We start from the raw sequence: 12,796 nt of genomic DNA, 5'->3' as shown, positions 1-12,796 counted from the left end.
ACTTTATCCTATTGCTGGTACTGTATCGGTTATCACCGCTAAAATTTCCCGTTTGACCTTATCCGCAACATCGCGCATGTCCGCACCTGCCGCAACCCTGAAATGATTGTTGAATGTCACGTTCATGGTGATATTCCTTACGCTGCTTCCGCCTTTTCCGCCAAGTCCCACATCTTTCCCGGAAGTTCCTCCGGTTGCGGTTACAGCGGTCGGTTTGTTGACTGCCGCTGGTGCGGTGTCCAGTTGGAACTTGTCAAGTCCGGGGACTTTGTCTTTGTTCCGCCAGCTTTCACGTCCTTTTTCCTTGCCTTCTTCCCATGCCCGACCGACTGCCACAGCGTTGTCAAACACTTCTTTCTTTACCCGTTCAAATACGTCGTTGATGCTCCAGTCATCCCTGAACCAGTTAACCGGATTCAGGATTTCAATGATTCCCATTTGGATGGTATGAATCGTTTTGAAAAAGGAAAGAAAGCCAGTTTTAAGGACTTCCCACAGCCCGAACAGGAACACACGGACTCCTTCAAACTTGTTATAAAGGAAAGCCACGAAAGCGATGACAGCCGTTATGATTGCAACGATCCAGCCGATGACAGGGATACCCATGATAGCGACGGAAATCAGCCGGCTACCCACGATTGTAGACAATGCCATTTTAGCCATCGACGCAATCCAAACCCCGGCAATCTTTGTTATTCCAAGTGACATGATCTGCGAAATAGACCATGCGACAGTTCCGAGCGTGACAAGCGCGCCTACAAAGATTCCCACAACTTCAATGGCAGGGGCAATCGGTTCTACAAATTCAAAGAAACTGATCTTCAGGTCGTCGATAAACGCTTGCATACGTTTCTGCTTTTCGGCATAAGTATCCATTTGTTTATTTGCCATGTCGACCGCAGAAGTAGAACCCTGTATCGCTTCCGTCCATGTGTCAATTTGGTCTACACCCTCAATCAAAGCCATCGCTGAAGCAAGGTTTTCACTTCCGAACAACGCGGACATGATTGTAGCGTTGTGCATGACCGGAGTCAGGGCACGCAGTCGGTCAGTCAGTGAAAGGGACTGGTTTTGCATCGTTTTTATATTGACCCCGGCAGCTTTCAGTTGCTTGATCGCGTCCGTAGTCGGAGCCTGCAATTTGACTATCGTGTTACGCAAAGCGATACCGCCTTCTGAACCCTTTTTCCCCGATTTGTCAAGCAACTGGATCAGGGAGTTTGTTTCGGCAAATTCAACCCCGAATGTTTTTGCAACACTACCCGTTTGTTTCAATGCTTCCGCGACCTCCCTGATTTCGGCAGACCCTTCGACAGTTCCTGCCGCCATGATGTTCATATAGTCCGTCATAGTTTGTGCGGCTTTCATCGGATCATCAAGGGAAACCTTATACTGGTTCATGGCGGTGGACATGGCTGCAGACGCTCCGGGGACATCATTTTGCATTGTTTTACTAAGTGTCATTACATTATTCGACATGATTTCGAGCGCGTCCGGTGCTTTTTTCAGTTCCGGAGTAATCTTTGAAAGCAAGTCCTTATAAACGACCATAGCATTTGACGCATCGACACCGAACGCTTTTGCCGTGTTACGGGCTTTGGTGGCGAGAACGTCCAGTTCCTTCCCCTCCATGTTGGTGATACCGGACATTTCGGCAACGGCAGTTTCAAACCGGATGCCCGGTTCGATGGCGTCGTTAAAGGAATCACGGATATTGTCAACACCTTCCTTCAGCTGGTTGAGAAAGAACATTCCCTTTCCCAGCCCTTCCAGTTTTCCGGCTGTTTTTCCCGATGTCTCCCCAAGACGTTCAACCACTTCCTCCGTGTCGTCGATCACCCGTGTAGCTTCTTCGGCTGCATCGGTTGCCGCATGTAGCGGAGACGTGATCCTGTCAACCAGTTCCAATATCCATTGAGTCACTTGCATTGTCTTTTGAGAATAATCGGTTTACAACTTTAGCGAATGCATTGTGCATTACTATTTCAAATTCTTCCAACTCCGTTTTCCGCAACATGCGGTATTCGGCATAGAGCCGGAGCCATTCATCTTCGTCCAGTTTGTCCGGGATGTCAAAGCCATATACTTTTTTCAGGATGGCATCTATTCCCTCGACAAGACCGAACGCTGATGAATATTCCTCTATGCTTTGCTGATAAAAGCCGCCTGTCCGGCGATCAGTTGTCCGATGGCGGTCAGGACTGAAGTATAGACGGTAGAATCTTCCAACGCCTCCATATTGCCAGCCGCCACGCAGTTCCGGATCAGGATGTCATTTGCTTCTTCAAGATCATCCTTTTTCTTTGCCATAGCCAGCAGGATGTTTTTTTTCGGGCGGACGATCAGGTAGTCGTAACGTTCATCCTCGTCCACCTGTACGGTGACATGCTTCAGGCGTTTTCCGTATTTCAGTTTCAGTTCCGTATGCTCTTCCTCTGTGAAATCGACAATCAAAGCCTTTTCCTCCGTTGTCAGTTCCTCGTAAGGCTTTCCAGCCTTGATTTTCATTTCTTCTTCTTTCATTTTAAAAGTCTTTTAAACGGTTATTAAACTACATTGCCACATTCCAGTCGATATGGCTGGGAAGAAGGGTGAATTGTGTGGCAATGCTTTTATCACCCTGTTTAACGTCCACGCCATTGTCCGTGAATTCGACGTTCCGGATTACGTCCTTCATGACAAGCCCTTTATACTCATACATGACCGGAATGTCGAACGGCTCGATATCCGTGAGACGCTTTCCCGAACCTAGTGCCAGTTGCAAGGCGTTCACTTCTTCTTTCAGAAGGGTGATCGATGCTTCAGCCTTGTAATTCCCCTCACCGCGACCGACAGGAAATTCACCGGCACCGTAGATGTTGTCTTTCTCTTTGCTGTCTTTGTAGGAAAGGGCTGTGATACCCTCTACCTGACGACCGAGCATGACAACCTTGACGCTGTTCCATCCGGCTATTTTTCCGAACTTGTTGATTAATGTTCCTAACAATGCCATATTTTCAGATTTTATTTGTGAAACCCAAGTCAATCTCAAACTCATGTACAATACCGTCTGCAACCAGTTTTACCTTGATATTGAAAGGCTTGTCGCTGACAGCCATCTGTTTGGGATTGATATAAATGTCGAAGTCTGCAATATCCTCCGAAGTTACCATAGTTTCCAGTGCGGATTTGACAAGCGCGTCCCAACTGCTGATCGTGGTATTACTGATATATCCGGTTGACGGGTCAGCTTTCACCTTACTTCTCACACGCGGTAACAAGGTATTGCGGATAATACGTGCCGCCTTGTTCCAAACAGCGTTATATTCAATATATGCATAGTCGCTGTCCGCTTCCGTACACGTACATGAATTGCTGAAAAAGAATCCGGCATACCCTTGAAAGCTGCCGACGAAGATATACCCTTGTTCAGTCAGTTTTTTCTGGTCGGATACGCTCAACTGTGAGAAGGGTTTGCCATTGCTCAAGGCTGCATCCAGCCAAAGCCCGTTCAGTTTGTCAGTCAATGGATAGTCCTTTGTCCCCTTTGCCGTCCGTGGGTGGTTTTCAATATCAACACTGCCCATATTTTCATGTACATAGCGGACAGACAGCATTCCGAGTGCGCTTCCCACGGCAGCGTGTGTCCGGTATGCTTCATCCTTTGCCGCCCGTGCCGGGTCTTGTGCAATCACGACAGAGACGTTTTCAGCATCCAACTTCCGGAGGTCGACAGCATCGGCAATGGCATTGATATACTTTCCGACACCTTCCAATATTACCGCATCGATATACAGGTGGTCTTCCCTGAATTTATTGACCATCTTCTGTGCCTCTTGTATGGCTACAGTGATTGTTTCGTCCGCAGTCAGTGAGCAGATACCAATGGTGTTTACTCCGTTGATGGTACGTACCGCATTGACGAAATCTTCTTTCGTCAGCAGGCTTGACACTTTTTCAGACTTCGGAACCAGCATAAGATACAGCGAACGTTCCGGAGACAGGCGGAAGACTTCGCTGGTATGGTAATGCACCAGTTCCTTGTTTTCAAGATCAATGGTATCATCCCAACCAAGTGCTTCCAAATCGGTAATGTCGTTGAGGTTTTCCGGCTTGTAATATTCAAGTTTTCCGATCTCCGATCCACCGACCACGAGCAAGATGATGCGGTCACTGGTATCGGTATCCCGTACCAGCCCGCCATTAACTTTGTTGATGATTACTCCTGTAAAATTTCCCATAAAATAATTCGTTATACGGATTTACCTGATAAAATTGCACCAACACCGAAATCTTCAATACGGTCTACAATACCGTAGGTTTGGGTACGATATTCGGATGTAGGACTCTTGCTGCGTGTATCGGTCGTTTCCGGACGATACAGGGATTTCACGGATTCGATGTGGTAATACGTATTCGGAGCATAGAAGAACGTGCTTGCCTGAAAGTCCGTTTCGGCAGACGGTTTTGTGCCTTCCGCCACCTTCTTGGCTGTTTCCGCATTATAGAACGGGCAGTCGTTATTCTCAAAGAACTTGATACCCATGAAGCCTTTCGGTTTTCCGGTTGCCGGATCAAGGTAGAAAGTACGGTCATAGAAGTACTTGGACGCATCCTTATCCAGCAACAAGTCACCCATGTGCAGGGGGGAAAGCACCATGTACAGGGCATCGGTAACGGGAAGGTTCCACGTCTTTGCGAGCGTTGCAAAATCGACCAGATCCTTATAAGACAGTCTCAAACGACCATTAATATCTTTCTCACCCGTTGTCCGGATAACAGGCATTTCTTCGTTTGAATCATCCTCCGGAGCCAGTTTGTGCAGCACATGGTTGCGGATACCGACCTGAAAGGCTTCATTGTGCTTCACACGGATAGCAGCGCGCTTGTCAAAAGCGAGATAACGGATTTCGTCATCCGTACAGGAACTGGGTTCCGTATCGTAGATTTCCCACGGTACGATATAATTCTTTCCGGTCATTTGCTTCGGTTCAAAATCTTCCGTGTTATTTACGCGAAAACCGACATTGTTAATCAGTTTGTTTCTGCGTACACCGTCCGCAGCCAAAGCTCCGGCAGGAACAGAGCCTAAGACCTGCATGAAGTCCGCCCTGTAATTGCGACGTTCGATCAACAGTTGGGGATCGACGTACTTGTTCAAATAAAGACCGTCTACTGATTGTGCCATATTCTTTTTTTTAAATGGTTAGTATTTTATTTTCCGTTACGCTTTATGTAGTCATTCAAAAGACGTTCGTATTCAGCCGGATTCTTCTCCATGATATTTTTCAAAGCCTCCGGATCGTTTTGAAGGTCTTCGAACTTTTTGTTTGTGGTATCCGTCAGACTGGGAGCATGAACTTCCGGCATTTCCACAGGCTTGATAGCGTCGAGCAGCTTCTTTGCGGTATCGAAATTGCTGGTCAGGTTCGCCTTCCAGTCGTCACGAACGTCGGCTGTGATTCTTTTTTCCTTGATCGCACTGTTCAGGATGTTTTCGATTTCCTGTTCCTTGCGTGCCTCCTCCTGTCTTTCGAGCATGTCGACGCGGTCTGCCTTACGCTTCCACACGTCTACCTGTGCGATGAATTGTGCTTCCGTGGTACTTGCGTCCATTCCGAAGCGGGTAGTCAACATTGTTAAATCCATGTCATTTTTTGATTTTTCGTTATTAATAGAGTCAGTAATCTCAATTTCACCTGTGTAACCGCAGTTGGTAATCATTTGTGCCGTAGCCTTATCGACTTTTGCCTTGCCTGTAACTTCCGTCACAAAGCCGTTTTCCTTCGCTTCCTGCGCGCTCATCCAGTAGTCGCCCTTCTCCCAGGCGTCCCGGATTTTCTTCTTGTCCGTACACTTTGACAGGAAGGCATTCAGATAGTGCTCATTCAGTTTACGCATGACCTCCAAAGCCGATTCAATATCAGCGACTCTCCCGCATGCCCCTCCGCTGACCTGATGGATCATGAAAAGCCCGTTGGCAGGCATGGAGAACGATGTGCAGTTGATAGCGATGTAGGTTGCCGCACTGGCTACCAGCGCACCGCCTTCACCCGTAATTTTGCCGGGAAACTTCTTGATCACGTTCACGATCTCGTTGGCTTCGAAGCATTCGCCACCGGGAGAGTTGATATAGATATGCACATCCTTGATTCCTGATCTTATCAGTTGCTCAACTTTGGAAGTGAATTCCGCTTCCGTCTCCCTCCATTTTGATATTGTGCCTTTGAGTTCAATCCGGGCACGTCCGTTTTCCGCTGTTGCAGTCAGATTCATTTTCGCGATATTTAAAATTTCATGCTGCAAAATTGGAAAAGGAAAGGCGGGTACGGAAAAAGCGTTTTCATCTTGGAAAAAAAACAGTGTTAACAAGGACGTATTTTTTCCAACTTGGAAAGAATACGTTCCAACATGAAAAGCTGTTTTCCACAGGTGGTGTTGAAATATGACCTTTGCTGCGTAAACGAAAGGAAGCGATATGCCAAGCAAAGAATACTACCGTAAATTGAAGAAGGAAGCGCACGACCTTTATGTACGTGAAGGAATGACGTGCAAGGAGATTTCCACACGAATAAACGTGTCGGAAAGGTCTGTTTCAAGCTGGATTAATGAGAATGACGCACTTTGGAAAAAAGAGCGTCAGGCATCTGTTATTTCGTCACAAAAACAGGGTGACAACCTGAAACAGATTATCAACATTCTTGCAGACCAAAAACTGGAGCTGCTGCGCATGATTGACGAAGCCATTACCGAAGGTGATAGTGACAAGGTGCTCGAACTACGAAAACAGGCGGCTACGCTTGATAACAGTGTGGCGCAATGGGGAAACCAGCTCAAGGAGGTGGACAAAAAGAACCGGATTACGCTGGCTATTTACATTGATGTCATGAGCCGTATATTCGATGCGATGAAGGTGTACAATGCAGACCTTTATTTTAAAACACTGGACTTTCAGGAGAACCACCTTTACGAAGCCGCAAAAATGTTGGGATAATGAAAGTCGAAGATAGCAAAGCCCTCAAAGAGTATCAGGAGAAGTTAAAACGTGCACGGTGCACAGGCAACCTGATTGATCCGGACGAATCTCTGACAGTTCGGATGAACCGCATACAGCGTGCCAAAAATGACGTCAAATACCTTGTTGAAACTTATCTTCCGCATTATGCGACAGCGGATTGTGCGGACTTTCAGATCGCTCATGCCAATAAGGTGATGAACGATCCGATTTACAAGGGATATGCCGAATGGGGACGCGGACTTGCAAAGTCGGTGTGGAACGATGTGATTATTCCCCTATGGTTATGGATTAACGGTGAGACGCATTATATGTGTATCGTTTCCGATACGTTTGACCGCGCTTGTGACCTGCTGGAAGATTTGCGTGCGGAATTCGAGGCAAACGAACTTTTGAAACACGACTTTGGCGAGCAGTATAATCCGGGATATTGGGAAAAGGGAAACTTTGTAACGATGAACGGCTTTATTTGCAAGGCGTTCGGTGCGAAGCAAAAGGTTCGCGGACTTCGTAAAGGTGCGCACCGTCCGGATTTGTGGGTGATCGACGACTTGGAGACACCGCAGACTATCAAAAATAACCGGATGCAGGATGATTATGCGGACTGGATCGAAGCGGACATACTGGCAACCATGACGGGAAAGCGCAGACGTCTGATAGGTGCTAACAACCGTTTTGCATCCCGGATGGTTCAGACATTGTTAAAACAACGGCATCCTGATTGGGATTGGAACTTGGTGAAGGCTTATGATCCGGTAACGTATGAACCAGCGTGGAAATCGATGTATTCCGCCCAGTTCTATCGTCAACAGGAAAAAGACATGGGTATTCTCGCGGCACACGCGGAGTATAACCATGTCCCGCTTGTCAAAGGTAGAATATTCAAGCCCGAAATGGTGAAGTGGGGAAAACTCCCAGACTTGCACACGATGAATGCGATTGTAGCACATTGGGACATTGCGTATGCCGGGACAGATACAAGTGACTTTAACGCATGTAAGATTTGGGGACGGCACAGGAATGAATTTTGGCTGATTGATGGTTTTGTTAAACAGTCAAAAATGAAACTATGTGTACAGTGGATGTGCATGAAGCAGGCGGAATTTAAGGCGCGGGGCATTATCTGTTTTTGGCAATATGAGAGTCAATTCTGGAATGATGAAGTTAAACGGAACATTGAGGAAGCTGAAGCGGAAACGGGGGTGGAGCTTAATTTGGTTCCAATACAAACTCCCAAAACGATGACCAAGTTGCTTCGTATGCTTTCCATGCACCCGTATTATCAGAACGGTCGTATGTATGTCAATGAACTGCTAAAGTCAAACCCTGACATTGCTGTCGGCTTAAAGCAATTGTATGCGGTTGAACCGGGTATGACAGAACATGACGACAGTCCGGATGCCGATGAACAGGCGGTGAAGAAACTTGAAATATACACTGATCCCCCACAATCAGAGGATGAACCCGCGTCACGACCGTGGAAAGCGGGAAGATATAAACGTAAATACACTTGGTAACTATGAAGTACATCAACATGGATGATCTGACAACCATCATACAGAATCGGTTGCTGATCGAAAGTATAGAGAAAGAAGAAGAGATACTGGCAGGGATTGAAGACCTTGTCATAAGTGAAGTGTGCGCCTATATCGGTGGTCGTTACGACGTGGGGAAAATATTTGGTGATCCTCCGATCCGGACAGGGTTGTTGGTACGTGTGGTCGCATGTATCACAGCCTGTCGTGCTGTCAGCCGGAATGCAACCCGTAAAGTTCCGGATTCCTTGTCGGGCTTGAACGATTGGGCGGACGGCATACTTGTCAAACTGCGCGACGGGATCATGACCTTGCCACAGGATATTCCCCCGGTAACGGATGAAGACGGGAACGCGCAATATCCCATATTATACGGGCACACGCGCAATGGTGGATGGTTTCTTTAAATAGTTTTTAAATCGCTTTTAAAAGGTATGTTATGTACAAAAAATTAAGAGAAATATTCAACTGGTTTCAACAGAAGGCTATTCGTCGGATGAACCTGAAGAATGTACTCAATGAGTATTATTATCGAATGGACAGCAGTGGGTTGCCAACGTCAGGAACAATGTATAAAAGGCAGGCTGTTGTTTATCGGGAAAAGACCATTGACGACTGGATCATGTCAGTGACCGCAGCTACCGATCCGGATGATCCCAGGCGTGGTTTATTATACCGCTTTTTTCAGTCGTTATATAACGATGAACATTTGCAGACGACCATTGACAATCGCGTCTTACCTGTGCAACAGGCAAAATATAACCTTGTGGATGATAATGACAATGAAGATGAGGAAGCAAAAAAATTACTGGATCGTCCATGGTTTCACCAGCTTATCAGAATCTGTTTTCTGCATCAGTTACAGGGGGTATCACTTGCCGATCTTTCCCACCTTGATGATAATTTGGAAATTAGCCATGTCGAAGAAATTCCCATGTCAAATTACATTCCACAACAACAAATCATCATCAGGGAGGAATCAGACCAGACTGGATGGTCGTACAAAGACGGTGCGCTTGAACCGTACTATGTACAATTCGGGAATCCGTGGTCGCTGGGGATGCTCAACGAACTGGCGGTCATCATTCTTGCCAAGAAATTAGGATTGGGGGCATGGATGAATTATATCGAAAAATATGGTGTTCCGCCCGTCTTTGTTACTTCAGACAGAATGGATAAAAAGCGGATGGACGAATTATTCGAAATGATGACGGACTTCAGGAATAATTTCTTTGCTGTGCTGCAAGGAAACGAAACGGTCGAGTATGGGAAAGAAGCCGGGGGAAACACAACCAATGCTTTTTTACCGTTAGAGGAACGATGTGACAACCAGATCAGTAAACGTTTGCTGGGTCAGACGGGAACAACTGAAAACGGTGCGTGGGAAGGTACGGCAGAAGTACATGAACGTGTTGAAAAATCGCGGCACGAATATGATAAAATGTTGTTCCAGTTTTATTTCAATTACATTATCATTCCCAAACTGGTAAAGATCAGCCCGGTATACAAACCGCTTGAAAGGCTGAAACTGAAGTGGGACGACACGGAAAGTTTGTCTATCACGGAATACATCGAAGCAATCAACAAGCTGGCTTATACCTTTGAGTTTGACCATGAAGAAGTTGCTAAAAAAACAGGTTTGCCGATCATTGGTCAAAAGAAAAATCCCGGTGGTGAGCAGCAGGGAGGAACATTGCCGAATCAGCCCCAAACAGACCCTCAAAAAAAAAAGACCGAACCGGACGATGAAACGGTAACGTCGCCTGTCATGGAAGCCGGGGAGTATGATTTCAGCAGTATCATCGGAAGAGTGATGAAACAGGTTTACGAACGTAAAGTTAAGACAGGGAATATTGACGGGGAATTATTCAGAAAGACATACGAGGAACTGAATAAGAAGGCGGCTGAAGGATGGGGAGAAGACGACTATAATGATCCGGAACAGGCGGAAGAACCTCAACGGATACGTGACAACTTGTTCAAATTCTCCGGAGCGAAGACGTATCAGGAAATTAAGGAGATGAATGATGCCCTTTATGATGATAAGGGGAAAAAACTTTCTTATGAGGACTTCCGGGAAAAGGTTATGGCAATTCATAAAGACTATAATGAGAATTACCTTCGCACGGAATTTGAAACGGCAGAAACAAGCGGCAGACGCGCCAGTGAATGGCAGGAGTTCAAGGAGAATGCGGATATAATGCCTAACCTGAAGTATGTGACTGCCGGGGATGAACGGGTAAGAGAATCACATAGGATACTGGATGGTGTCGTAAAACCTATTAACGATCCGTTTTGGCTGCAGAACTACCCGCCCAACGGATATCGGTGCAGGTGTTATGTCGAACAAACGGACGAACCGGAAACGCCTGCTACGCCTATTGTGACGATACCGGATGCTTTTGCGAATAACGTAGGTCAATCCGGTGAGATATTCACGGTTGCACATCCTTATTTTTCAATGCCGGACAATGACCTGATAAAAATCAGGAAAGAGACGGAGCGGAATAAAATATACGCCCCTTACCATCGTGATCCGGAATCGAAAGTGATGATCAGCGACTTTGCTGATCCGAAAGACTTGGCAAAGAATGTGGAAAGCGCACGGGTAATTTCAAAGGAACTGAAGATGAAAGTAAAAATCCGCCCGCACATCAACGAGGACGGGGTAAAGAACCCGGAATATTTGATTGACGAAAAGCTGGCAGACCTGAAAAATATTCAGGGGCTGGGCGGTATAAAACACGGGCTTGACAGTTCGAAAAAACAGCAGTGCGAATATACTGTATTCAATTTGAGCGCTTTTGACACTGTCGAACCGGAAATGCTGAAAAACAAACTGAACGGCATATACAAACTGTATGGCGAAAAGTATGCCGGGCAGCGGATGGTGTTCATTTATAAGAGAAAAGCCGTGAAAGTGTCATGGCAAGACGTGGTGGACGGAAAAGCAACCGACCTTCTTAAAGAACTTCAGGAGCAGTAGCCGAAACTACCACTCCTGAAGGGAGCTCTTGACCTGTTACAGCCGCGAACATTGCAAATATACAATTTTATTTTGAAATGCAAATGGAAAGAACTGAATTACCTGATTTTTTTAAAGAATTATCCACACTGGTAGAAGATGCGCACCGCTACGCGAAAGTTGCGGGTGTGAACTTCTTCAAGCAGAATTTTCGCAGGCAGGGGTTTCTTGATACATCACTGACACCGTGGGCTAAAAGGTCACTCGCAATCGGTTCGGATCGTGGCGTATTGATACAAAGCGGGAAGCTCCGCGACAGCATCCATGCGGTCAGCCGTGGAATAGACCGTATCATTTATCAGACCGATCCGCTGGCTTATGCCAAGATCCACAATGAAGGCGGGTACATTGTCGTAACGGAGCGAATGAAACGTTATTTTTGGTATTTGTACATGAAGTCGACCGGATCAATGCAAAAGAGGAAAAATGGCGAATTACGGCAAAATAAAGCCAATGAGCGGCTGTCTACAATGGCTTCTTTTTACAAAAGTATGGCACTTAAAAAAGTAGGCAGCAGGATAAGAATCCCCAAACGTCAGTATATGGGTGAGTCCGCTACGTTTATGAAGCAACTCGATACATGGATCGCATCGGAGATTGACAAACGATTCTCGAATATTTAATCTATATAGTTATGATTTGGACAGACTGCTACAAAGAACTGGTTGAAATAATACGGAGCAAAGATGAGTTCCTCGCATCTATCCCGGATGAGTACTCCGAGCTAAGGGAACGGATGGAAAATACACCGGGGATTGAACATATAGACATGTGGCATGAACAGGTTAGTTTTCTCGATGAGGAACATCCCTTTTCGTCCCCGGCTGTATTCATTGAATTTAATACGCTGGGTATTGAGGATGAAGGGTTACTCGTTCAGCGGCTTCACACGCAGATTGATTTCCGGCTGTTTTACGAAACTTTTTCCGATACCTACGAAGGTGCGGCAATGCAGGAAGAGGCGTTGTCCTTTCTTGACCTGTTGACATTGCTGGGGATGATGTTACACGGAAAATCGGGAAAGAACTTCGGCACGCTCCGACGTACCCATGTCGGACGGGAAGAGTCGGGGGGTGCGGGAAACCTGTACCGGATCAGCTTTGAATGTGAAATCATGGATTACACCACAATGGAACTTGCAAGCCATGCCGACATGAAAGACCGTGAAATGAAAATTAGCAATGGGGACTTACCGGAGAAAACGGAAGACGAAGAACCGCTGTATCATCTATGATGCAACGG

At 46.3% G+C, this 12,796-nt stretch carries 12 protein-coding genes; 6 read left to right on the top strand and 6 right to left on the bottom strand.

What is annotated here, in order from left to right; translation table 11 throughout:
• Positions 1-3: 3 nt before the first annotated feature.
• The 6 genes from AB3G73_RS08590 to AB3G73_RS08565 form a co-directional block, all read right to left on the bottom strand.
• Positions 4-1,929, bottom strand: a complete 1,926-nt coding sequence (locus AB3G73_RS08590) for a phage tail tape measure protein (protein ID WP_119213187.1) — start codon at positions 1,927-1,929, stop codon at positions 4-6.
• A 213-nt stretch (positions 1,930-2,142) separates the two neighbouring features.
• Entirely contained in the window at positions 2,143-2,523 is a 381-nt protein-coding gene (locus AB3G73_RS08585) for a hypothetical protein (protein WP_008766324.1), read from the bottom strand.
• A 28-nt stretch (positions 2,524-2,551) separates the two neighbouring features.
• Positions 2,552-2,992 carry a hypothetical protein gene (locus AB3G73_RS08580; protein WP_055271007.1) on the bottom strand — a complete coding sequence of 147 codons (441 nt, stop codon included), beginning with the start codon at positions 2,990-2,992 and terminating at the stop codon, positions 2,552-2,554.
• Between the two features lie 4 nt (positions 2,993-2,996).
• The gene (locus AB3G73_RS08575) at positions 2,997-4,220 is read right to left on the bottom strand and encodes a DUF2586 family protein (protein ID WP_117932059.1); all 1,224 of its coding nucleotides are present in this window, start codon (positions 4,218-4,220) and stop codon (positions 2,997-2,999) included.
• Between the two features lie 11 nt (positions 4,221-4,231).
• Positions 4,232-5,167, bottom strand: a complete 936-nt coding sequence (locus AB3G73_RS08570; RefSeq protein ID WP_117932061.1) for a hypothetical protein — start codon at positions 5,165-5,167, stop codon at positions 4,232-4,234.
• A gap of 26 nt (positions 5,168-5,193) precedes the next feature.
• Positions 5,194-6,255 (bottom strand): ATP-dependent Clp protease proteolytic subunit, encoded by a 1,062-nt coding sequence (locus tag AB3G73_RS08565; RefSeq protein ID WP_119213188.1) that lies wholly within the window; start codon positions 6,253-6,255, stop codon positions 5,194-5,196.
• A 202-nt stretch (positions 6,256-6,457) separates the two neighbouring features.
• On the opposite strand from AB3G73_RS08565, the gene AB3G73_RS08560 reads away from it, so the two are divergent.
• From AB3G73_RS08560 to AB3G73_RS08535, 6 genes are all read left to right on the top strand, one after another.
• On the top strand, positions 6,458-6,973 hold the full coding sequence (locus AB3G73_RS08560; protein WP_117932063.1) for a DUF1804 family protein: 516 nt from the start codon (positions 6,458-6,460) through the stop codon (positions 6,971-6,973).
• On the top strand, positions 6,973-8,511 hold the full coding sequence (locus AB3G73_RS08555) for a hypothetical protein (RefSeq protein WP_119213189.1): 1,539 nt from the start codon (positions 6,973-6,975) through the stop codon (positions 8,509-8,511). Before AB3G73_RS08560 ends, AB3G73_RS08555 begins: the two co-directional genes overlap by 1 nt.
• Before the next feature lie 2 nt (positions 8,512-8,513).
• Positions 8,514-8,936 carry a hypothetical protein gene (locus AB3G73_RS08550; RefSeq protein WP_117932065.1) on the top strand — a complete coding sequence of 141 codons (423 nt, stop codon included), beginning with the start codon at positions 8,514-8,516 and terminating at the stop codon, positions 8,934-8,936.
• 32 nt (positions 8,937-8,968) lie between these two features.
• Positions 8,969-11,515: a DUF935 family protein gene (locus AB3G73_RS08545; RefSeq protein ID WP_119213190.1), complete on the top strand. Its 2,547-nt coding sequence runs from the start codon at positions 8,969-8,971 to the stop codon at positions 11,513-11,515.
• Between the two features lie 83 nt (positions 11,516-11,598).
• Positions 11,599-12,177 carry a hypothetical protein gene (locus tag AB3G73_RS08540; protein ID WP_008766317.1) on the top strand — a complete coding sequence of 193 codons (579 nt, stop codon included), beginning with the start codon at positions 11,599-11,601 and terminating at the stop codon, positions 12,175-12,177.
• An 11-nt stretch (positions 12,178-12,188) separates the two neighbouring features.
• Complete coding sequence (locus tag AB3G73_RS08535; protein ID WP_008766316.1) at positions 12,189-12,788, top strand: hypothetical protein; 600 nt, start codon at positions 12,189-12,191, stop codon at positions 12,786-12,788.
• The last annotated feature ends 8 nt before the right edge of the window (positions 12,789-12,796 follow it).

The organism is Bacteroides sp. L008, from assembly GCF_040812255.1.
GTDB lineage: Bacteria > Bacteroidota > Bacteroidia > Bacteroidales > Bacteroidaceae > Bacteroides > Bacteroides vicugnae.
The sequence above is the reverse complement of the archived record's forward strand: the minus strand, read 5'-3'. Positions and strand labels throughout refer to the sequence as shown.

Bases quoted from the DNA above. Each gene is read 5' to 3' on its own strand.
- AB3G73_RS08590 (WP_119213187.1), bottom strand. From the start codon at position 1,929: ATGCAAGTGACTCAATGGATATTGGAACTGGTTGACAGGATCACGTCT.
- AB3G73_RS08585 (WP_008766324.1), bottom strand. From the start codon at position 2,523: ATGAAAGAAGAAGAAATGAAAATCAAGGCTGGAAAGCCTTACGAGGAA.
- AB3G73_RS08580 (WP_055271007.1), bottom strand. From the start codon at position 2,992: ATGGCATTGTTAGGAACATTAATCAACAAGTTCGGAAAAATAGCCGGA.
- AB3G73_RS08575 (WP_117932059.1), bottom strand. From the start codon at position 4,220: ATGGGAAATTTTACAGGAGTAATCATCAACAAAGTTAATGGCGGGCTG.
- AB3G73_RS08570 (WP_117932061.1), bottom strand. From the start codon at position 5,167: ATGGCACAATCAGTAGACGGTCTTTATTTGAACAAGTACGTCGATCCC.
- AB3G73_RS08565 (WP_119213188.1), bottom strand. From the start codon at position 6,255: ATGAATCTGACTGCAACAGCGGAAAACGGACGTGCCCGGATTGAACTC.
- AB3G73_RS08560 (WP_117932063.1), top strand. From the start codon at position 6,458: ATGCCAAGCAAAGAATACTACCGTAAATTGAAGAAGGAAGCGCACGAC.
- AB3G73_RS08555 (WP_119213189.1), top strand. From the start codon at position 6,973: ATGAAAGTCGAAGATAGCAAAGCCCTCAAAGAGTATCAGGAGAAGTTA.
- AB3G73_RS08550 (WP_117932065.1), top strand. From the start codon at position 8,514: ATGAAGTACATCAACATGGATGATCTGACAACCATCATACAGAATCGG.
- AB3G73_RS08545 (WP_119213190.1), top strand. From the start codon at position 8,969: ATGTACAAAAAATTAAGAGAAATATTCAACTGGTTTCAACAGAAGGCT.
- AB3G73_RS08540 (WP_008766317.1), top strand. From the start codon at position 11,599: ATGGAAAGAACTGAATTACCTGATTTTTTTAAAGAATTATCCACACTG.
- AB3G73_RS08535 (WP_008766316.1), top strand. From the start codon at position 12,189: ATGATTTGGACAGACTGCTACAAAGAACTGGTTGAAATAATACGGAGC.